The sequence below is a fragment of the Desulforamulus aeronauticus DSM 10349 genome, from assembly GCF_900142375.1.
Taxonomy (GTDB): domain Bacteria; phylum Bacillota; class Desulfotomaculia; order Desulfotomaculales; family Desulfotomaculaceae; genus Desulfotomaculum; species Desulfotomaculum aeronauticum.
On sequence record NZ_FRAR01000010.1, the window covers coordinates 35293 to 55804 of the forward strand.

Below are 20512 nucleotides of genomic sequence, written 5' to 3' on the forward strand. Positions count from 1 at the left end.
ACCCGTCTTTTGGGTCTAAAAAAGAGATGCCCCCTCGGGCACCTCCGTAAACTAATTATTTTGCTTGTACTCCTCCCTGGCATCCTGCCAGCGGGAACGGGCCATCCTGGTAAAGACCGGGTAGTTTTCCGCCTGCGGGTGGTGAATAACTGCCTGATACCACTTTACCGCTTCCTTATAATCGCCGGTACGGAAAGACAATTCACCGATTAAATACATCATCCGTAATTCCTTTTTTAATTCCGAGAAGGCTTCCCGCTCATAGGTTCGTTTCGAAAATTCCAACGCCCTCTGTAAGGACTTCATTTCATTTTCCTGATTTCCCAGATAACGGTTAAGCCAAGCCAAACGCAGATAAAGTGAACCTTTAACAGAATCCTTGGCATTTCGTAACTCTTGGCAAAGAATCGCCAGGTTATAAATTTTTATAGCCTGATCCAAGGTGCGCAAGCCGCCATATTGGTGACCCTCTTTGCGCCAACCGGACATAATCGTTTTAATGGTGGCTCTTTCCTCATCCAGCAACGGCGTGTTGGAGTCCCTGGTAAAGGCATAGCCACAATCCTTGCAGACGAAAACATCATAGAAAATAGGATTAATTCCGGTATAGTAACCACAAAAATCGCTATCTTGTTTCTCCAAAGAAATGTATTTACTTCTTACCTCTGGGTGTTGGAACTCTCGTTGACAATTGGGACAAGTCATTTTTGAATAATACAACATATCTTCACTAATTTGCATCGTTGTCAAAGGCCTCCCCAAAAATGCTTACCTATATTATACATGTTTGCTAACTAACTGGGGAGAATAGTTTTCTTAAGCAAATTAAATATACCTTCTCGCTCCCAGATAGCGCGTAGCAAAAAAAGCATCTTCAAAGGAAGTGACGGTAACTCCTTCCTTCGTTCTGGCATTTAAAAAAAGTCCCTCCTGGAGATAGATACCAACATGGGATGGACCCGGATCAATGGTTGAAAAAAATACTAAATCCCCCGCCTGCAGCTGGTCCTTCGTCACGGGCACCCCCACCTTAAATTGATCTTGGGCATCTCTAGGCAAGTGGTAACCTAAACTAAAGTAAGCCATATACGTGAGCCCGGAACAATCGATTCCTCGGACAGACATCCCTCCCCATAGGTAAGGTGCCCCGGTAAACTGATTGGCAACAGCTACGATTTCCTGCGGCTGGTAGATCGTACGGTTCTTTATAATAACTGCGTGGTTTTTTTGCACCAGGGCTTTACCTCCCCCGGGTAAGGCAACCTGGTAAAACTGATTTCCTGACTCTAGGACCAGCAAGCGGCTGCCCATATACAAGGTATCAATCTGGACAGCCCCAGTGTATAAAGGAGCCGCGGCTTGCTTAATTTCGATACGGGTGTTATTTTCCAGTCTGTCTGGCAATGTAAAGTGATCCATCCTAACCCAGCCTGGGGAGCCATCATAAGACTGAATGTGCAACCAATCTCCCTCAACTCCCATAACCAGAGCAGGCCAGCCTAAAAGGGACTGGGTTACCAAGGGAATTCCAGCCTGCGGTTGTTCTAACACATCCACCAGGGGTACCGCCGTTAACACGGTAGTTCCCGCTTCCACTTCCCTGAGATCTGGCATAAGATCACTCCCTTGCCGGTTACCCTAACTTATTCATTTATTTACTTAGTTATGCTTTCCACCAGGTAATTTGCCAAATCCGGCTGTCCCTTGAGGCACTGCATCATTTGCAGAAAACCAGCCGTAGCATCAGGATGGCTGCTTAACTTTGTCATGGCAGCCTGTTGGGCTTCTTCGCTTTCCCATACCGAGATCACCAGCAGCTTGTCATGGTTGCCCTTGGCCCTGCCAATATAGCCATGCAACAATCCTGGTTGCCCATCAAGATATTTCATATGATCTTTGATCACTTTCATGAGCGTTTCGTGCTTACCTTCCTGGGCCTCCAGCAGGCCAAAGGTAATTGTGTTCAAAATTCCCTACCTCCCAGTTTGCTGTAGTACTTCTTGGTAAATCTGTTCATATCTTTCCACCCATCGATCTGCCTTAAACCTGGTAGAGGCGTGCTCTCTGGCTAGACGAGACATTCTCTGTCGTAAAAGATCATCTTTCAGAAGCAGCAACGTGTAGTTGGCCATCTCTTCCACTTGACCCACACCCGTTAGAAAACCAACTTCTCCGTGTAAAATGACCTCTGGGATACCCCCAGAGGTGGTAGCAATGACAGGAACGCCGCAGGACAGAGCTTCCAGAGCAGCTAAGCCAAAACTCTCACAGCATGAGGGAAACAGCATAACATCCGCCGCAGCCAGTAGCGGGGCCACTGTATCCTGTTGACCCAGAAACAAAATATCTCCGGTCAGATTAAGCTCGGCGGCTAATTTTTCCGCAGCTGGTAACTCCGGACCGTCGCCAATCATAACCAGACGGGCCGGTTGCTGCTGCCTGACTCTATGAAACACATGCAGTACATCCAATACCCTTTTCAAGGGGCGAAAGTTAGAAAGGTGAACAATGAGTGCTTCTCCTTGGGGTGTCAGTTGATTACGAAGGGATTGATCCGTTGGTCTAAAGACTTCGGTATCTACAAAGTTATAGACTACCGGTAATTCTCCTTGGTATTCAAAAGTACCCCTGGTTTGCTTAGCTAAAAAGTTGGATACCACCGTTACTAAATCACTAACCTCTAAACTATAGCGAGTTAATTCATAAAATTCCTCATGAGCTCCTACCAGGGAGGTATCAGTACCGTGCAGAGTAGTAATGACTGGCACCTGTCTGCCGGCAATCTGTCTGGCCAAATGAGCCCCTAGAGAGTGGGGCACCGCATAATGAGCGTGCAGTAAATCCAATTGATGCTGCTGTAGTACCTCCACCGTTTTGGTCACCTGGGTAAGAAAATAGGGAGGTGCCTTAAAGAGCGGATGCTGAAAAGCAGCTACTTCGTGGATAAATATATTCGGTTCAAAATCCGCCAGTCGAAAGGGATACCCCACCGTAATAAAATGCACCTGATGCCCCCGTCTGGCCAAGAGTTTTCCCAGTTCCGAAGCTACTACCCCGCTGCCACCATAGGTAGAATGACATAAAATACCAATTTTCACCGTGGCACCCCCATCAGTCCCAAGGGGTTGTCAATGGCCAAAGGTGTTCTTGTGGTAAAGCCTTCTCCATAGGAGTAGCCAATGCTTGAACCCAAAAAACGGTCTCTGCTTTCGACAATGGCTAGCATACTACCCGGTCCACAGTTAAGAAAGGTTTCCTGACTGCTGGCCTGTCTGCCAAATTGTGAACGGTGGGTTAAAATAGCTTCTCGCTTTATCTCGTAATAATCCGATACATCCACAATGAATTTCGGTTCTCCGGCCCTAGACAAGAAGTAATGCCAAAGCTGAGGTGGCCGATAGGGTTTGATCTGGGCTTGTATTTTAGTCAGCCCTGCATCAAACCAAGACTCCTCAACCAACCGGGCTGCCTGAACATGGTCTGGATGACGGTCTTCCCAATAGGGACATAGAATAAGCCTAGGACGGCTTTCTCGAATAATTTGAACCAATTTGTCGATAGTAAGACGGCTGGTTTTTAGCCCTCGATCTGGCAGGTTAAGACATTTTCGCCAGCTAAGCCCCAGCACCTGGGCAGCCTGTAGAGCCTCCTGCCCCCTAATTTCAGGAGTCCCGTTGGTAGCCAGTTCCCCTGCAGATAAATCAATGATGGCAGTTTTTAAACCCAATTTATTAAATTTAGCCATCAGTCCCCCGGCACCTACTTCCACATCATCGGGATGAGCACCAATAGCCAGAATATCTATGTTGCTTGTCGCTGTCACAGTCACGAAACCATCTCCTTACTTCTATAAGTAATTCGATGGTCGGCAAGATATTCCTTTTGGCCGTTAGCCCTTGACCTTTAGCTAATGACCAAAAACAAACAAAAGGCCACTTCAAAGAGTAGCCTCTTGCCAAAACTTATGATATCGCCCTTTCTTGCTCAGACTCCCGGGTCCGCCAGGAGCGGTAATCAATGTCTGGGAAGATATTATTCTGCCATTCTAGCTGGGAAACAAATGCCTCATCAATATGACAATACTTAATATCGTCGTATAATCGCACAAAGTTAGCTAAATGTTCTTTGGTTCTTTTCAGGGCATAGGAAACCATGGTATCGGTGGAAATAATAAAGGCCCAATCACTGCTTTGGGCCAGCAGTAATTCGCGTCCCGCTTGTTTTAAGGCCCGACGCAGATTACCATCTGCCGTTGGAAACAGATCCGCTAACTCATTCATACGATCTGCGGCCATGTGTAAATGCCGGTAAATCCAGTGATTTTTTTCATTTAGCCATACCTCATTGTAGCCAGCATTTCCCCAGGTGGACTGACAAGGCCTGGTCATCTGATTGTGTTGATGGAGATTTAAATAATCCGAGGGTGTGATTAGTTCTATCTTGTTGTTAGTGGCCACCTTACGAATAAAAAATTCCAGCCACATAGGCCCTTCAAACCACCAATGACCAAATAATTCGGCATCATAGGGTGCGACGATCAGGGGTGGCCGCTCCATCAAGTTAGCTAAATACTCGATCTGTTTTTCCCGATCAAACATAAAATTTGCCGCATGAATGTTCGCCTTATGACTGGCCCACTCTGGTTGGTAGGGTTGTTTCTCCGACAAGTCAACTCTGCCGGTAATTCGGTGGTATTTTAGCCCGGTATGGATGCGAATACCGTCTGGATGTATGTAGTCTTTGATGTATTCATAATCCAGATCATAACCAATGTCACGATAAAATTCTCGATAATCACCATCTCCCGGATAGCCCTCATCGGCACTCCAAACCTGTTTGGAACTTTCTGTATCCCGGCCAAAAGCAGCCACTCCGGAAGGCGTATAGATGGGTGCAAAGACACCAAAACGGGGTCGATGATCGGCATACATCACTCCATGGCTGTCAGTGAAAAAGAACTTGAGCCCATATTCAGAAAGAATTTCATCTAAACCCGGAATATAACCGCATTCCGGCAGCCAGATACCCCTCGGTTTACTACCGATTTGCTGCTCATGCAAGTTTACCGCTGTCTCAAGCTGAGCACGCACAGCTTGTTTGTTGGTCATCATTAAAGGCAAAAAGCCATGGGTAGCCGCACAGGTGGTAATTTCTAAGTATCCTAACCTTTGCAATCTGCTAAGAGCCTGTACAAGATTACGCTGATATCTAGTAACGAAGATCTCATAAGCCCGTTGAAATTTTTCTTTATACAGTAAAGCTGCTTGATGAAAGGGACCGCCATAGGTTCGGGCTTCTTCTTTATAAGCTAATTCCAGGAGCTTCTCCAAATGCCGTACATATCGGTCCTGAAGCAAGGGATCAGATAACATGGTTAAAAGTGGTGGAGAAATAGAAAAAGTAAGACGAAAGGGAACCTGCTCCCATGCCAGACGGTCAAAGACATCAATCATCGGGATATAGGTTTCCGTTAATGCTTCGTAAAACCATCTCTCTTCTAAGAATTTCTCACTTTCCGGATGCCTAACATAGGGTAAGTGAGCATGTAAAACTAGCGCCAGATATCCTTTGGCCAAGGGAATTCCCCCTCTTACTGTTTGTATCCTTCCTCTGTACCAGCCAGCGTAGCAGAGCTGGTACCATATCGCATGTTACCAAAGTTCCGGTAAATACCTTCAATCCACATCCATTGTTCTTCCATGCGCGGAGAAATTGTATCCCTCGGTGTGCAGACTCTATTGGAAGTAAGCAGATTGATATAAGTTCCATCGGGAAGTAGTCTTCCTAATTCCAGGAAGAAGCTCCGTTCTGGTTGGCCTACATGGATAAACCAATTATCTGCAAAAGGGTCCAAGTATATCTCTTGAAAGCTGTGCCCGGTTAAAGTCCTCTGATTATCTAAGCCGGTGACGTCATAGATTCGCAATATCTGCCGCGAATTGTGCCACGCTTCTTGACCATATCGCTTTATAAAATCCTTTTGTTTGTCTAGGGAGACCTCCCAATAGGCATAAAGCCAATAGGGATCCTTTACTAGCACCACTAACCGGCTGACTCCGTAATGGTGGGGTATAAAGGGTTCATCTTGCCGCCATTTGCTGGATGGAACCGGGCAAATTTCTTCAGCCATTTCCTCAATCGACCGCTTTGGCTTTGGAGGCAATTCTGACTTTTTGGAGGCTAAGGTGTGCTTGCGGAGTGATGGAAGCATAAACACAATCAAGGCGATTACGATCACCGAGCCCAGTAACCAGAGCCATACAGAATCCATATCCATTCCCCCCTTTTTATTTGAAATTATTTTTAGAACCGAAATAAAGTGTTCTTACTACTAAAAAGAAAATAATGAGGTACATTAATATTCGTAACATGACTTTACTTAGTATTGCCCAGCAGTTTTTTCTTTATTATCTGGGGCTTTTAACAAGTATGGAAATTTTTTAAAAATGTAGTCATAGGCCGTTGACTAAAACATAAAAAGCCTCTGGCTTACGGCCTTTGGCCAGACATCAACATCCCACTCTCTGGAGGTAGTAAAACATGATGAAATTTGAAACAACCAACCATCCCTGGTCCGTATCTGATGTTCTCTGGGTATTTCTTTTGCGTTTAGCTTTGGTCTATTTAATAGGAAAAGGCCTACTGCCACTGCTGCCAGGCATTTCTCCTCGTTTTGTTGAGGTAATGGATAGGGCTATTTTGTTGGGGTTAACCTTGTTTTTTGTCCTGAGGAAAGGTAATTTGCATGAGTTGGGGCTTCGCTTTGATCAATTTGGCAGGCAAATATTGTATGGCGTGCTGGGTGGGGGTTTTCTCTTTATTATTGCAGAGGGCAGTCAGAGGGCTTTAGTGTGGTTGCTGGCAGCAGATGTGGGTAGCAATCCATTAGTGAAAGCAGCGGCGGTAGCAAACACGCCAACTGCTCTGGTTTGGCCACTGCTCATTGGCGGAGTGCTAGTTCCAGTAACCGAAGAATTGTATTACCGGGGCCTGGCTTTTACTGTCTTTAGCCGCAAATGGGGCTTAATCATGGGCTTACTGGCCAGCGCTGTTTTTTTCTCGCTGGCCCATTTCAGTGGTGTCTGGTTTATCCAAATTGCTGCGGTGGGTGGGGGGCTAGCCATGATTTATTATCTGACCGGCTCACTGATACCTGGCATGATTGCCCATGGCCTGGTCAATAGCAGCCGCCTCCTAATGGTGTATTGGGGGAGTTGAAAATGTTGCGTGGTGTTGTTATATGTATGAGACTGGTAAATTCAGCTGTAAATATGGTAAAATAGCTATTGGCCGTAGGCCGAGGCTTTCGGCTTAGGCCAAAGTAAAAACGAAGAAACGGCTAGCGGCTACTTAAGTTGTATAAAAAACGGTACCAGTATTGGCACTAAGGTGGTCAATACTGAGCCACTGATGAAGGCAATAACGGCCATATCACTGCCAGTAGCCTTTGTAATCACTGGCAAGGTTGTATCCATAGCCGTAGCTCCGCCCGGTGCCACAGCAGAAAAGCGACCGATATAACGGGCCACCAGAGGCACCAACAGAAACGTTAATAATTCTCGAGCCACATTGGTAATAAAAGCCAGTGCTCCTGTTTCTACATTATAGATTTCAGCAATGAGAACACCGGATAGGCTATACCAGCCAAAACCAGCTCCAATGGCAGTGGATTCGTTAAAGGGAAGACCAATCAATAAACCTGCCACGGCTGCTCCTGCCAAACTACCGGTAGCAATTAGAATGGGTAACCATAAAACCTTCCAGCCCATGTTCCAAAGCCTAACCCATACTTCTTTCTGCCGTCCTAAGTCAATGCCAATGCCAAATAGCATTAAATAGAGCGCCGTAGTGGTAACTGTATCCAGGTACTGAACAATTTGTTCAGGGAGTAGCCAATGTCCTAATGCTAAGCCTATTCCTACGGAGCCAAGAATTATCCAAGTCATCCTGTACACCTCTTTACTTTGGGGTATTCCTTAAGGGTTAAACTGTTGGCCAAGAATAAACTCCTAAAAGCCAAAGGCCAATGACTAATGTCCAATGGCCCTTTTCGCCTTTTGCTTACTCTGTTCTAACTGCTTACTGATGTGGTTTTCTGCCAGGCGTACCAGTAGCACACTGCCGACAATGCTGGCAAAGGCCAGCACCAGGGCCTGCCAACCTAAGCGACCTAGATCACCAAGCAGCTTATCATTGGCACCCAGTTGGGCTCCCATGGCCAGTAGCATAATGAACAAGCAAAGGGAGGTAAGCTTGCTAATTTTCTTCGGATTAACAGACATGATATTAAAGTGGCCTACCAGTACCCCCAAAGCCACTGCTATTAAGACTTTTGTCATTTAATCACTTCCTGGAAAAGGATATAAACACTAGTTATTACTTTAGCACGTCCACTAAAAAAGGGTCAATAACCAACAGATATGGAGGAATGAAAAATGGTTCAACCAGTCAGTGATGACCAAATGAAGCAACTACTACTAGAATGTAAGACCATTGCTGTGGTAGGTCTATCGGACAAACCCCACCGGGACAGTTTTAAAGTGGCGGAGTATATGCAAAATCAGGGCTATCGCATTATCCCCGTGCATCCCCGGGTATCCGAAGTATTGGGAGAACCCGCCTACAAAACCCTGGCGGATATTCCGGATCAAATTGATTTGGTCAACGTTTTCCGCAAAAGTGAAGAAACTCCGGCTGTGGTGGAGCAGGCCATCCCCCTCAAACCCCGGGCAATTTGGCTGCAATTGGGCATAGCAAATGATGAAGCGGCTGCCATCGCCAAAGCTGCTGATATGGACTTTGTACAGGACCGCTGCATCAAAGTAGAACACGCTCGGCTTTTTGGCAATGGAAAGTAGAGTAGAACAAATTTTGGCCCGGCTGGCAGAGGCCTATCCCAATGCCACCACAGATTTAAAGTTTTCCACATCCTTCGAATTGCTGGTGGCGGTGGTTTTATCTGCCCAAAGTACCGATGCCCAGGTAAATAGGATTACGGAACGGCTGTTTCAAAAATTTCGTACCCCGGCGGATTTTGCAGCACTAACCCCGGAAGAATTAGCTGAGCATATCAAAGGCTGTGGTTTGTTTAGAAATAAGAGTAAATTTATTGTAGAAACCAGCCGGATCATCGCGGAACAGTTTAACGGAAATGTCCCCGAAAATCGGGAACAATTAGAAAAATTACCTGGTGTGGGTCGAAAGACAGCTAATGTGGTGTTAGGAGTTGCCTTTGGGCAGCACACTTTCCCCGTGGATACCCATGTCCACCGGCTGGCCCATCGCCTGGGTTTAGCTGCCGGTAAAACCCCGGAGCAAACGGAAAGGGAATTATGTGCTTTGATACCGCCTGAGTTGTGGCAAGCTGTCCATCATCAAATTATTCAACACGGCAGAAAGGTCTGCGATGCCCGCAAACCCCGCTGTGGTGAATGCACGCTGCAGGCTCTCTGTCCTACAGGTGGTAAAAGGGAGGAAATTTAGTGCATATTGTTTTAGTGGAGCCAGAAATCCCTGCCAATACAGGTAATATTTCCAGAACTTGTTCTATAACAGGGGCAAGCTTACATCTCGTGGAGCCCTTGGGATTCTCCACTGACGACCGCTATTTAAAGAGAGCTGGTCTGGATTATTGGCATCTGCTGGATTTACACTACCATAAAAATTTTAACGCCCTGAGAGAAAAATTCCCCCAGGGCCGTTTCTGGTATTTCACCACCAAAGGTGGCCGTCCGTATCACGAAGTGCAGTTTGGTCAGGATGATTTTCTCGTATTTGGCAAAGAAACCGCCGGTTTACCCAAGGATCTGTTAGCGGCCAATCCAGAGCAATGTCTACGGATTCCCATGCAGGGGGAGGTTCGCTCCCTTAACTTATCCAACACGGTAGCTATCGCCCTCTACGAAGCCCTCAGACAACTAAATTTCCCTGGCATGAAGTAAATTGGGGATGGTGCACAATGAATTGATGGTGCATCGGGAGACACAAGGGGACGGTTCTTTTGTGTCTTTCCTCTAAGCCTTTCGAACAATGTGGAATGCTGATCAGGTTATCCTGTATATTTGCTGCAGGCTTACTCCATCATTTCTTAAACGACTCAATATTTTGTTTTGTGCATCCTGGACCATGACCTGTAAACTTCTAGCACCTTACCATTCATTATTTTCTTGGTAATTTTGTATGATCCACTTTCTCTGATTCGGTTGCTTTTATCATAATACAGGCAACGATCTTCGTTGTTTTCAATAGCTCCGCTGGCCGATTCCCTTACTATAACATGGTAGATTCCTATTTCACCCTTCCCCCTTGGCTTCCTGGGCACGGTTTCATACGTACCTTCCTTTAAGCACAGAAGAACCGTCCCCTTGTGTTTTGTTAGACTAAGGCTTCTGCCAATCGTTTTTTCACTTCGTTTAACGGCAGTTCGCTGGCTTTACCTTGTACAATGTCTGGGCTGCCGCCGCCTTTCCCTTTAAGTAGAGGCCAGATGTCGACCGCCAGTGTGTTAACGGCAGCGGATACGGCTTGTCCTTTGGCCATGACTACATCATAACTGGGTCCGCAACCACCAGCCAACACTGCCAGTCGACCAGGTTTTTCACACCAGACAGCCGCAATCCCCCGCAGCATCTCCATATCTGCTTCAGCAAAGTGTTGAACCAGAACGGATAGACTTCCTATCATAGCAGCACAGCTTTCCTGCTGTTCTGCCTCCCAGCGATATTTAAGGAGTAAGAGTTCTTTTCGCTCTTTGTGCAATTTTTTAAGCTCTGCTTCTCGTTTTTCCAACCGGCTGAGGGCTTCACTGCCAGTGGCCCCTATCGCTTGTTCCAGGTTGCGTAGGGTTATTGCTGTTTGCCCCATCCAGCGGATGGTACGAGAGCCGCAGATAAAATGCAGACGTAGATTACCCCGCACCTTCTCCGTTTTTACTATCTTCACAGGCCCCACTTCACCGGTGCTCCGAGGGTGCGTGCCACAGCAGGCATTTTCATCAATACCTGGAATAATGACTAGCCGAATTTCCTCTTCATCTCCCGGAATCTTTTGTAACAGGCTCTCAGGCAGCTCCTCTCGCCGGTAATTCTCTACTTTGACTGGTAAATTCTCCATTACGATATGATTAACTTCTTCTTCTACTTCACGCAATAATTCTGGAGCAATATCACGGGTAGTCAGATCGATAGTAACAGTTTCTTCTCCTAAATGAAAGCCGATGGTCTGCCAACCATGCTTTTGTTCCAGAATAGCGGAAAGAATATGCTGCCCGTGGTGTTGCTGCATATGGTCTCTGCGTCTTGCCACATCTACCGCCATGAATACAGTGGTACCAATCTCAGGTGCAGCTGTACCTGCCAACCAGTGAACGATTCCGTCGGCTCTTTCCTCCACATGAAGCACCTCATAGGAACGACGGGCACACACCAAAGTTCCGCTATCCGCCGGCTGCCCTCCCCCTTCTGGATAAAAGATTGTATTCTCTAGAAAAATGCCGTTTCTCCCGTTTTCCGAGACACTGCCTGTGACAAGGGACCGATATTGTAATAGATAGGGATCTTGTTGGTAAATCCCTTGCAAGCTACCCATCTCCTCTCCGAATTGTGAATTATCGTACTTATTTCGACAAAAACGCACCAACTCCTTGTTGATAATTTTGACCAGAAAAAAACCTAACCGTTGGGGTTAGGTTTAGATAAAAATGTACGTTATATTACATTTCACTAATTTTCCTGATCTTGTCTGAATAAAAGTTTGTTAATTCCTCTGCAGCTTCCATAGAAATTCCCTCAGTAAAGATACGGCAAACTGGCTCCTCTGGGTCCGGCAGCACCAAAGCCCAACCCTCCGGGTGAAAGACCTTTACGCCATCCAGTAATTCCAATTCACCGGAAGGTTCTTCGATAAGTCTGCGTATAACTCTGCCCTTTGCTTCCCAGGGAACAGCCACTTCTTTTTGCTGCAGATAAAAACTCGGAATTTCAGCCACTAATTGTTCTAGGCTGATGCCCTCCCTGGTACAGAACTCTAATACTTTAAATAACGTTAGCAGTGCATCAAAGTTCATAAAATGATGTGATACTTCCTGATTATTTTGCAGTTGGTGGTTCATAATCTTATCGATAAAATCCTGCTGGGAAGTCTTGGTTCTTATCACCATACCCCGGTATTTATCTGCCAACTCATCAATTGCTCTAGGGGCAGTCACAGGAACAATTACCGGCCCAGCCTGTTCCTTGAGAATAATCAGAGAAATGAGAGCCGTCAGAATTTCTTCGCTCACCTCGTTACCCTGACTATCTACCAGTATGAGACGATCCCCGTTAGGATCAATGATAGCACCCGCGGCTTTACCACTCTGTTGAACATTGGCTGACAGTTTATTGATAATTTGCTTATACCACTGCCAATCCTTTGGTTCCGTGGTGGATTGCCCGGCTTCCAGGTGCTCTGCAGCAATACCTAAGGAATCCAAGGCCGTGGTCATAAAGGGATCTAAATTCTGCCGATCATATACTAATGCCAGGCGGTGTCCGGCTTCTCTAAGCAGCTTGCTATTGATTCCTTGGCATAAATGAGTCAGATATTGCTCTGGGGTATCCGTTACTCTACGAACAGGCAAAATATCAGGACTCTCCAAGCGACGAACATCTTCCCTAGCCATGGTATTTTCGATCTTGCGTTCCTGGCTGCGAGAAATATTCCCCCCTTTTTCGTTGGTGAAAACCAAGTTTATTTTATCTGCCCGTTGGGAGCTGATTCTTATATGAATCCCCCCCTGGCAATGACTTGCTCTCACAGCAAAACGGTGCATCGGTGTAAAGGCTGCTCCGAAATCCACCACTTCGATACCAGCAGATTGCAAACCACAGGCCAAAGCTTCTTTAATCATACGGGAAGCTGGAAAACGGTCGCTGGAAAGACCAATTTTTGTTCCTATGGCTAAATTAGTTCCGTAAGCAGAGCCTACCCGGCTGGCAAATTCCGGTGTTATTTCAATATTGGTAAGGCCGGAAATACCCTCGATACCAAAGAGATTTTTGGCTTTGTTGGTACCCCATACCAAACTGCTCTCCACCAAAGCCCCTAATTCAACAACTTTGCCTGGCCACAGCTTCACATCCGGTTTCAAAATGGCCCTTTCTTTAATGATAGAATCACTGCCTACCACTGAGCCTTCATAAATAGCAGCATTAGCCTTCACTTTAACCTGGCTTCCCAATACCGTACCCCGTATAGCAGCACGGCCTCCCAGGAAAACATTATCCCACAAGACACTTCGCTTAATACTGGCATGTTCTTGAATTAAACAACCATTGCCTATGACACTATAGGCATCGATCAGTGCCCCGCTACCCACTCGGCAATTATCCCCAATAAGTGCCGGTCCTTTCATAGATGCATCCGGGTGAATCACGCTATTATCCCCCACCCAAATACCTGGTACCACCTCTGTGCCCGGAATAGTAACCGCTACTTTACCCGTTAAACAATCCTGATGAGCCTGCACATATTGCTGTAAATTGCCGATATCACACCAATATCCAGACAAAGCAACCCCGAATAAAGGCTGTTTTTCCTTCAATAACAGAGGAAATAAATTTTTACTAAAATCAAACTTCTGGCCCGGCGCAAAGTAATTAAGTACTTCTGGTTCTAAGATGTAGATACCTGTGTTAACAGTATCGCTAAATACTTCGCCCCAACCTGGTTTTTCTAGAAACTGAGCGATTCGTCCCTCTTTGTCAGTAATGACAACTCCATACTCCAGGGGAATATCCACCGGTGTTAAAACCAAGGTGGCCAGAGCGCCTTTTTGTCGATGGAATTCCATGGCCTGACTGAGGTCTAAATCTGTAAGAGCGTCCCCACTGATCACCACAAAGGTTTCATCTAAAAAATTCTGCGCATTTTTAACACTGCCAGCCGTCCCCAAGGGCACTTCCTCTACGTAATAACGCATATGGACTCCAAAGTCGGAGCCGTTGCCAAAATATCCTTGGATGGCTTCCGGTAGGTATTGTAGGGTTACCCCTATTTCCTGTACACCGTGTTTTTTTAGGAGTTCTAAAATATGTTCCATCATGGGTCGGTTTGCTACCGGCATCATGGGTTTAGGCAGACCACAGGTCAACGGGCGTAGTCTTGACCCTTCACCACCGGCCATAATGATTGCTTTCAGGTTAATCCACTCCTAACTTAACTAAATACACCTGACTCTTCCTCTCAATGTACCCTTACCAATTTACCCATTAGTTTTCCTTTGGCTTGCTGTCTCCAGGGAGCCATCCGGTGGGCATCCACCACTTCCTGATACACTTGCCGGGTCTTTTGAGCAATGCCGGACCAATGATACTTTTCCACCACTTCCTGATAGGCTCTTTCTTGGATTTTCCGGGCAGACAACGGGTCCATTAAAATATGTAAAATATTATCGGCCAAAGAGTTAGCATTACCGGTATAAGCCTTCATACCGTTAACTCCATGTTCAACGATTTCACCCAACCCCCCATTATCCGATACCACCACCGGGGTTTTCGCTGCCATAGCCTCCAGTGCTACGATACCAAAGGGTTCGTACAGACTGGGAAATACCGCCACATCTGCAAAATGATATAAGCTATTACGGGTTTTATCATCGACATAACCCGTAAAGTAGATTCTGTGAGCAACTCCCCTTTGATCTGCTTTTTGTTTTAACTCTCCTTCAAAGGGCCCGGTACCGGCTATGACAAATTTTGTATTTGGTTGATATTGTAAAATCTTTGGTATGGCATCAATTAATACTTGCACACCTTTTTCCGGCACCAGCCTTCCCATGTAATAGACAATCTTTTCCATCGGAGCGGCATATTGAAGCCTTTTTACCAGAGACTGGGAATCATATCGAAAGTTTTCCGGATCCACACCATTGGGAATCACCCGTAGTTTATCTTCCGGCAATTGGAATATGTGTTTTAGTTGTCCCTGCATATAATAACTGCAGCAAATGACTCGCCAAGACTCGTAAGTTAACCACCACTCGATGTCACTAATATGACGTTGTATATTGTTATGTAATCCATTGTGCCTCCCCCACTCGGTAGCATGGATGGTCGATAGTAATGGTAACTTATAGGTATGTTTTAACACTTTGGCTGCGTAGGTCACCAGCCAATCATGGGCATGTACAATGTCTACTTCTCCCAATTCTTGCAGTAACGGTAAAGCTCTCTCCAGCATGGCTAGATTTAATTGCATTACCCAGGTTATAAAATCCGCAGAGGATACCCTAAAAGGATTCACTCGATATACATGTACACCGTGGACATTTTCGTATTCCGGTGTACCTGCATTACCTCGGGTAATAACATGGATGTCGTCTCCCTGTTGGGCCATCGCCAGGGTCAAGTCATAAACATGCGAAGCAAGTCCGCCTACACTCGCGGGTGGGTATTCCCAGGAAAAAACAATTACCCTCAAACTCTACACACCCTTCTCTATTAATTCGTAGTCTTGGCTAGTATTTACCAACTTCTTGTTTTTTAGTAGAAAAACTTGGCCTTACTAAAAGGTGTATAGTACACTAAAAAAACCCTACCGGCAAGCCAGTAGGGAGGGCCCATTAGGGTTAATTCATGGTACCGTTATGAACTTGGAAGGTCCAGTCATGGCCATTATTGTTGTCCCAATTCATGGCATTGTCGTGAAAACAGAAATTGAACTGGGTATGGATATCCGGCATAGTCATTGACTTGACAAAACCAAAACCAGTCTTGGCCATGCGCGCATCCTGTACACCATTCCAGTGCTGGTTGTTGCCAAACCCACAATGCATATACACTTCCTGTGCACCACTATTGGCTAGCAAACCGTTATAAAAAACAACTACATCCTGCCCGGCAGTAATGGGTGTAGGATCAACAACAACGCCGCCGGGAAATTGAGCATCGTGCATATCCTTTAAACGATAGGCTCCCAAGACATCTTCCCCAAAATTTGTTCTATTGGACATAAATGCACCTCCTTTTAGCATTAGGTTCATAATTAGTATCTGAAACTGTACCCTTCTTTATAGGAGGTAAATATTATGACTTTAGCCCATTCGTAGACATTTTGTAAATAAAATACAAAAAGCCACCCAAAGGTGACTTTTTCTATACTACTCCCTAAGCCATAGGCTTTCGGGACTTTTATCAATACCTAAAAATTTGGCTTACCCAATAGCTAACATTACGAAGGAAAGGGTTCTTATTTAAACCGACAAGCCAACAGCTTATGGTTTGTTTTTTTATCTACGTAACTTTTCTATAATCGCCTCGGCCATATCCGTAGTAGTGGCTTGGCCGCCTAAGTCAAAGGTGAGCTGTTTCCCTTCAGCCAGTACTTCAATCACCGCTGTTTCAATGCGCTTGGCGCTAGCGAACTCACCTAGATGACGCAGCATCATGACTCCAGACAGGATGAGAGCCAGGGGATTGGCCTGATTAAGACCTGCCAGTTGGGGTGCACTGCCGTGCACAGCCTCGAACACAGCGTAACTCTGACCAATATTGGCCCCGGGAGCCACACCCAAACCACCCACTAAACCCGCACACAAGTCGGAAACAATATCACCATAAAGATTGGGCAGCACCAATACATCATACTGCTCTGGTTCCTGTACCAGCTTCATGCACATGGCATCTACAATCATTTCTTCATAGATAATCGTGGGGTATTGCTCCGCTATCGTCCGAACACTTTCCAAAAACAAGCCATCGGAAAGCTTCATAATATTAGCTTTATGCACCGCCGTCACCTTTTGCCTTCCCTGGCTCCTAGCCGTTTCAAAGGCAAAACGGGCAATCCGCTCGGAGGCTTCCCGGGTAATAATTTTAATACTCTCCGCAGCATCCTTCCCCACCCGGTGTTCCACTCCGGCATACAAGTCCTCGGTATTTTCCCGTACCACCAGCAAGTCCACTTCCTGATAACGGCTAAAAACATTGGGGATGTTGCGAGAGGGTCGCAGGTTAGCATAAAGATCCAATTCTTGACGCAGCGTTACATTGACACTACGGAACCCTTTCCCGATCGGTGTTGTGATGGGGCCCTTAAGAGCCACTTTATTCCGACGAATAGAGTCCAGTACATAGTCTGGCAGGGGTGTCCCGTAGGAGGGTATGAGATCAGCCCCAGCCTCTACTACTTCCCACTGAATGGCTACTCCCGAGGCCTCGATAACTTGCCTGGCAGCATTGGTAATCTCCGGGCCAATACCATCTCCGGGGATTAGCGTAACAAGATGCATGGTCCACACCCCCTAGTCAAAGTTAAAACCGCCGTGCTTACGGAAGTGGGGCGCTAAACCACCATCATGAAGGATCTTAATCATTACCTGGGGCAAGGGTTTTACAGCTATCTTCATATCTTTGGTACGATTGATGATGACGCCTTGGGACAAGTCGATATCCAACACATCACCGGCATCAATCAAGTCAGTATCACATTCCAACACCGGTAAACCGGTATTAATGGCGTTGCGATAAAAAATTCGGGCAAAGGATTTAGCCAATACTGCACCAATATTCGCATGCTTAATGGCCAGGGGTGCCTGTTCCCGAGATGAACCACAGCCAAAATTATTGCCCGCTACGATAAAATCCCCCGCAGTCACTTTACTGTAAAAATCCGGGTCCAGATCTTCCATCACGTGCTTAGCCAGCTCATTCATGTCCAGGGTCTTAAATTTATATTTACCAGAAATGATATAATCGGTATTCACATCATTGCCAAACTTGTGGCATTTTCCTTGAAATTTCATGGCCTCACCTACTTCATAAATTGTCTGGGATCGGTAATAACGCCAGTTAGGGCAGAGGCTGCCACGCTGGCAGGAGAAGCTAAATAAATTTCGGCATTGCTGTTACCCATACGGCCCTTAAAATTACGATTAGCGGTGGAAATTACCGTTTCACCATCGGAGGGCACTCCATTATGGGTCCCTACGCAGGGACCACAGCCCGGCGTAACTACTGCAGCACCAGCTTCCACCAAGCGTTGGATAATCCCTTCGTTCATGGCATCTAAATATACCTTGCGGGATGCCGGGGCCACAATAAGCCTAACATCAGGGTGCACTTTTTTACCTGCCAAAATGGCAGCCGCGATCCGTAAATCTTCTAGACGGCCATTGGTGCAAGTGCCGATAAAGGCCTGTTGGATGGGAGTACCTGCCACCTCAGACAAGGGGGAAACGTTATCCACCCGGTGGGGTTTCGCCACCTGGGGCTCCAGTTCAGAAACATCAAAGGTTAGAACTTTATGGTACTGAGCATCCGGGTCGGCACTAACAGCGGTGAATTCTTGCTCCGTAAATTGACGCAGCCAAGAGAAGGTTTTCTCATCGGCTTCCATCAGACCCGCCTTGGCTCCCATTTCGATAGCCATATTGGCAACGGTAAAACGCCCTTCCATGGAAAGGGCTTGAATCGCTTCACCGGTATACTCAGCAGCCATGTAGGTGCAACCATCGGCGGTAACTTGACCCATTAGGTAAAGAATCAAATCTTTAGCATAAACACCGGCGGGCAGTACGCCGTTGCAAACAAACTTAATTGTTTCCGGCACCTTAAACCACATTTTGCCGGATACCAAGCCACCTGCTAGATCGGTTGAACCTACCCCGGTGGAAAAGGCATTGAGAGCGCCATAGGTGCAGGTGTGACTGTCGGCACCAATCACTAAGCTGCCGGGGCCCACCTGACCACTTTCCGGGATAAGTTGATGGCAAACACCCTCACCAATATCATAAATTCGGCAGCCCTTTTGTTTAGCAAAATTACGCATAATGGTGTGTAACGCTGAAACACCTTCCAAGGGGCTGGGGGAGCTATGATCAATGACCAGGGCAACCTTATCCGGGTTAAATAACTCCTGGCCTTCCATGTTCTCGTAAGCACGGATGGCCAAAGGTGAAGTGCCGTCCTGTCCCATCACAAAGTCAACCGTTGCCACCACAATGTCGTTGGCTTGGCACTCCTGACCGCTATGGGAAGTGAGAATTTTTTCTATGATAGTCTTGCCCAAATTAATCCCTCTTTCCGAAATGGTCTTCATAAATATAAACCAATTCTTTGTCAAACAAAGAACGCTTTAGGGAAACCGAGGCAGAACGAATCTTTGGCAGCAGATCCTCCGCTTCTTCTTTGGATAAGTCAATGCCATACTCAGCAAATTTCATTCTTAAAGAAGCAGAGCCGGAGTGTTTACCAATAACAATTTGACGTTCCAGACCCACTTCTTCCGGCTGAAAGGCCTCATAGGTTTTAGGATTTTTAATGGCTCCATCAGCATGAATACCCGATTCATGAGCGAACATATTGGAACCCACAATAGCCTTACTGCAATGCAGTTCACGACCGGAAGCCCGGGCCACATACTCGGCAACTTCCCGGAACATCTCGGTCTTGAAATTAAGATCAATATCATAGAGGTGTTTTAATGCCATGACTACTTCTTCCAAAGGTGAGTTACCGGCCCGTTCACCCAGACCCATAATGGTAACCCCTACCCAATTGGCACCAGCCTTCACACCGGCAAAGGCATTGGCAGTAGCCATACCAAAGTCGTTGTGCGTATGCATTTCAACCTCAATATCAACGGCTTCTTTTAAAGTTTTAATTTTTTCATAGGTGGTAAAGGGCTCCATGATACCTACTGTATCACAGTACCGCAGGCGGTCTGCTCCAGCCTGCTTGGCAGCCTTAGCAAATTCTATGAGATAGTTCATATCACTGCGGGAAGCATCCTCGGCGTTCACCGATACATAAACGCCCTCTTTTTTGGCAAACTCAGTAGCCCGCACCATATGTTCCAATACCCACTCGCGACTGGTCTTGAGCTTATGTTTAATGTGAATGTCAGAGGTGGAAATGGAGATCGCTAGGGCATCTACTCCACAGGCCAAAGACGCTTCAATATCTCTGATAACCGGCCGGTTCCAACCCATGATACTGGCCTTCAGACCCAAGCTGCAGATTTGTTTAATCGCATCTTGTTCATCCCCGCCCATGACTGGAATCCCCGCTTCTATTTGGTCTACACCTAATTCATCTAAAAATTTGGCAATCCTGATTTTTTCGCGATTGGCAAAAACCACCCCAGCAGTTTGTTCACCGTCTCGCAGGGTTGTATCAACAATCCAGATTTTTCTTTTTTCCATTAGGACACCTCCAAAACAATAACTATAAAGGATATGTTACCACAAAAGATTCGTTCAGGGATATGTTTGTGCTGCATTTATACTGTATACATAGCTATATCCAGTTTTGGACGATTAATTTAAAATATTTTCTAATATCTTTCCATTGCTCTATATTTCATATTGCGTATTATGAACCATTATTTAGACACTATTTTTTGTACACTTTTTAATTTGTATATATTTCTGCACATATTTCCACAAGAAAAGAGGCTGTTGCACAATGAATTGCTGAGGACGAAAGCCAAAGAAGGAGTGGCGCAAAAAATAATTTTGCGCCACTCCCTCTTT

Annotated in this window: 21 protein-coding genes; 4 read left to right on the forward strand and 17 right to left on the reverse strand. The window is 46.1% G+C overall.

What is annotated here, in order from left to right; all coding sequences use genetic code 11:
- Positions 1-51: 51 nt before the first annotated feature.
- From BUA78_RS06390 to BUA78_RS06420, 7 genes are all read right to left on the reverse strand, one after another.
- Complete coding sequence (locus BUA78_RS06390) at positions 52-741, reverse strand: DUF2225 domain-containing protein (RefSeq protein WP_072912157.1); 690 nt, start codon at positions 739-741, stop codon at positions 52-54.
- Positions 742-825: 84 nt separating this feature from the next.
- Positions 826-1614, reverse strand: a complete 789-nt coding sequence (locus BUA78_RS06395) for a C40 family peptidase (protein ID WP_072912160.1) — start codon at positions 1612-1614, stop codon at positions 826-828.
- Between the two features lie 41 nt (positions 1615-1655).
- Positions 1656-1967: an antibiotic biosynthesis monooxygenase family protein gene (locus BUA78_RS06400; RefSeq protein ID WP_139257275.1), complete on the reverse strand. Its 312-nt coding sequence runs from the start codon at positions 1965-1967 to the stop codon at positions 1656-1658.
- Between the two features lie 6 nt (positions 1968-1973).
- Positions 1974-3098, reverse strand: a complete 1125-nt coding sequence (gene bshA / locus BUA78_RS06405) for an N-acetyl-alpha-D-glucosaminyl L-malate synthase BshA (RefSeq protein WP_072912166.1) — start codon at positions 3096-3098, stop codon at positions 1974-1976.
- Positions 3095-3829 (reverse strand): bacillithiol biosynthesis deacetylase BshB1, encoded by a 735-nt coding sequence (gene bshB1, locus BUA78_RS06410; RefSeq protein ID WP_238456746.1) that lies wholly within the window; start codon positions 3827-3829, stop codon positions 3095-3097. Before bshB1 ends, bshA begins: the two co-directional genes overlap by 4 nt.
- Before the next feature lie 133 nt (positions 3830-3962).
- A complete protein-coding gene (locus BUA78_RS06415) occupies positions 3963-5576 on the reverse strand; it encodes a glycoside hydrolase family 57 protein (protein ID WP_072912169.1) in 1614 nt (537 codons plus the stop codon).
- A gap of 14 nt (positions 5577-5590) precedes the next feature.
- Positions 5591-6271, reverse strand: a complete 681-nt coding sequence (locus BUA78_RS06420) for a DUF4912 domain-containing protein (protein WP_072912172.1) — start codon at positions 6269-6271, stop codon at positions 5591-5593.
- Between the two features lie 269 nt (positions 6272-6540).
- On the opposite strand from BUA78_RS06420, the gene BUA78_RS06425 reads away from it, so the two are divergent.
- The gene (locus BUA78_RS06425; protein ID WP_072912175.1) at positions 6541-7218 is read left to right on the forward strand and encodes a CPBP family intramembrane glutamic endopeptidase; all 678 of its coding nucleotides are present in this window, start codon (positions 6541-6543) and stop codon (positions 7216-7218) included.
- Positions 7219-7346: 128 nt separating this feature from the next.
- Here BUA78_RS06425 and BUA78_RS06430 read toward each other — a convergent pair whose 3' ends face one another.
- Both BUA78_RS06430 and BUA78_RS06435 read right to left on the reverse strand, forming a co-directional pair.
- Entirely contained in the window at positions 7347-7946 is a 600-nt protein-coding gene (locus BUA78_RS06430; protein WP_072912177.1) for a LysO family transporter, read from the reverse strand.
- An 84-nt stretch (positions 7947-8030) separates the two neighbouring features.
- On the reverse strand, positions 8031-8339 hold the full coding sequence (locus tag BUA78_RS06435) for a LysO family transporter (RefSeq protein WP_072912180.1): 309 nt from the start codon (positions 8337-8339) through the stop codon (positions 8031-8033).
- A 96-nt stretch (positions 8340-8435) separates the two neighbouring features.
- Between BUA78_RS06435 and BUA78_RS06440 the strand changes: the two genes are divergently transcribed.
- From BUA78_RS06440 to trmL, 3 genes are read left to right on the forward strand one after another with little or no spacing between them, the layout of a single operon-like run.
- Positions 8436-8858 carry a CoA-binding protein gene (locus tag BUA78_RS06440; RefSeq protein ID WP_072912183.1) on the forward strand — a complete coding sequence of 141 codons (423 nt, stop codon included), beginning with the start codon at positions 8436-8438 and terminating at the stop codon, positions 8856-8858.
- Positions 8848-9483 carry an endonuclease III gene (gene nth / locus BUA78_RS06445; RefSeq protein ID WP_072912185.1) on the forward strand — a complete coding sequence of 212 codons (636 nt, stop codon included), beginning with the start codon at positions 8848-8850 and terminating at the stop codon, positions 9481-9483. The genes BUA78_RS06440 and nth overlap by 11 nt, the downstream gene beginning before the upstream one ends.
- Positions 9483-9941, forward strand: coding sequence for a tRNA (uridine(34)/cytosine(34)/5-carboxymethylaminomethyluridine(34)-2'-O)-methyltransferase TrmL (gene trmL, locus BUA78_RS06450; RefSeq protein ID WP_072912187.1), 459 nt, complete (start codon positions 9483-9485; stop codon positions 9939-9941). Before nth ends, trmL begins: the two co-directional genes overlap by 1 nt.
- A gap of 433 nt (positions 9942-10374) precedes the next feature.
- Here the strand turns inward: trmL and BUA78_RS06455 are convergent, their stop codons facing one another.
- From BUA78_RS06455 to nifV, 8 genes are all read right to left on the reverse strand, one after another.
- The gene (locus tag BUA78_RS06455; RefSeq protein ID WP_072912190.1) at positions 10375-11577 is read right to left on the reverse strand and encodes an alanyl-tRNA editing protein; all 1203 of its coding nucleotides are present in this window, start codon (positions 11575-11577) and stop codon (positions 10375-10377) included.
- Between the two features lie 133 nt (positions 11578-11710).
- Positions 11711-14179 (reverse strand): mannose-1-phosphate guanyltransferase, encoded by a 2469-nt coding sequence (locus tag BUA78_RS06460; protein ID WP_072912192.1) that lies wholly within the window; start codon positions 14177-14179, stop codon positions 11711-11713.
- A 44-nt stretch (positions 14180-14223) separates the two neighbouring features.
- The gene (locus BUA78_RS06465) at positions 14224-15459 is read right to left on the reverse strand and encodes a glycosyltransferase family 4 protein (RefSeq protein ID WP_072912195.1); all 1236 of its coding nucleotides are present in this window, start codon (positions 15457-15459) and stop codon (positions 14224-14226) included.
- A 148-nt stretch (positions 15460-15607) separates the two neighbouring features.
- A complete protein-coding gene (locus BUA78_RS06470) occupies positions 15608-15991 on the reverse strand; it encodes a carbohydrate-binding protein (RefSeq protein WP_072912198.1) in 384 nt (127 codons plus the stop codon).
- A 276-nt stretch (positions 15992-16267) separates the two neighbouring features.
- Positions 16268-17269 (reverse strand): isocitrate/isopropylmalate dehydrogenase family protein, encoded by a 1002-nt coding sequence (locus BUA78_RS06475; protein WP_072912201.1) that lies wholly within the window; start codon positions 17267-17269, stop codon positions 16268-16270.
- Between the two features lie 12 nt (positions 17270-17281).
- Positions 17282-17782 carry a 3-isopropylmalate dehydratase small subunit gene (locus tag BUA78_RS06480; protein WP_072912204.1) on the reverse strand — a complete coding sequence of 167 codons (501 nt, stop codon included), beginning with the start codon at positions 17780-17782 and terminating at the stop codon, positions 17282-17284.
- An 8-nt stretch (positions 17783-17790) separates the two neighbouring features.
- Positions 17791-19077 (reverse strand): 3-isopropylmalate dehydratase large subunit, encoded by a 1287-nt coding sequence (locus BUA78_RS06485; protein ID WP_072912207.1) that lies wholly within the window; start codon positions 19075-19077, stop codon positions 17791-17793.
- Positions 19049-20182, reverse strand: coding sequence for a homocitrate synthase (gene nifV / locus BUA78_RS06490; RefSeq protein ID WP_072912209.1), 1134 nt, complete (start codon positions 20180-20182; stop codon positions 19049-19051). The genes BUA78_RS06485 and nifV overlap by 29 nt, the downstream gene beginning before the upstream one ends.
- Positions 20183-20512 lie beyond the last annotated feature (330 nt).

Coding starts and splice junctions, on each gene's coding strand:
- BUA78_RS06390 (WP_072912157.1), bottom strand. CDS start 741: ATGCAAATTAGTGAAGATATGTTGTATTATTCAAAAATGACTTGTCCC.
- BUA78_RS06395 (WP_072912160.1), bottom strand. CDS start 1,614: ATGCCAGATCTCAGGGAAGTGGAAGCGGGAACTACCGTGTTAACGGCG.
- BUA78_RS06420 (WP_072912172.1), bottom strand. CDS start 6,271: ATGGATTCTGTATGGCTCTGGTTACTGGGCTCGGTGATCGTAATCGCC.
- BUA78_RS06425 (WP_072912175.1), top strand. CDS start 6,541: ATGATGAAATTTGAAACAACCAACCATCCCTGGTCCGTATCTGATGTT.
- BUA78_RS06430 (WP_072912177.1), bottom strand. CDS start 7,946: ATGACTTGGATAATTCTTGGCTCCGTAGGAATAGGCTTAGCATTAGGA.
- BUA78_RS06435 (WP_072912180.1), bottom strand. CDS start 8,339: ATGACAAAAGTCTTAATAGCAGTGGCTTTGGGGGTACTGGTAGGCCAC.
- BUA78_RS06440 (WP_072912183.1), top strand. CDS start 8,436: ATGGTTCAACCAGTCAGTGATGACCAAATGAAGCAACTACTACTAGAA.
- nth (WP_072912185.1), top strand. CDS start 8,848: ATGGAAAGTAGAGTAGAACAAATTTTGGCCCGGCTGGCAGAGGCCTAT.
- BUA78_RS06470 (WP_072912198.1), bottom strand. CDS start 15,991: ATGTCCAATAGAACAAATTTTGGGGAAGATGTCTTGGGAGCCTATCGT.
- BUA78_RS06475 (WP_072912201.1), bottom strand. CDS start 17,269: ATGCATCTTGTTACGCTAATCCCCGGAGATGGTATTGGCCCGGAGATT.
- BUA78_RS06480 (WP_072912204.1), bottom strand. CDS start 17,782: ATGAAATTTCAAGGAAAATGCCACAAGTTTGGCAATGATGTGAATACC.
- BUA78_RS06485 (WP_072912207.1), bottom strand. CDS start 19,077: ATGAAGACCATTTCGGAAAGAGGGATTAATTTGGGCAAGACTATCATA.
- nifV (WP_072912209.1), bottom strand. CDS start 20,182: ATGGAAAAAAGAAAAATCTGGATTGTTGATACAACCCTGCGAGACGGT.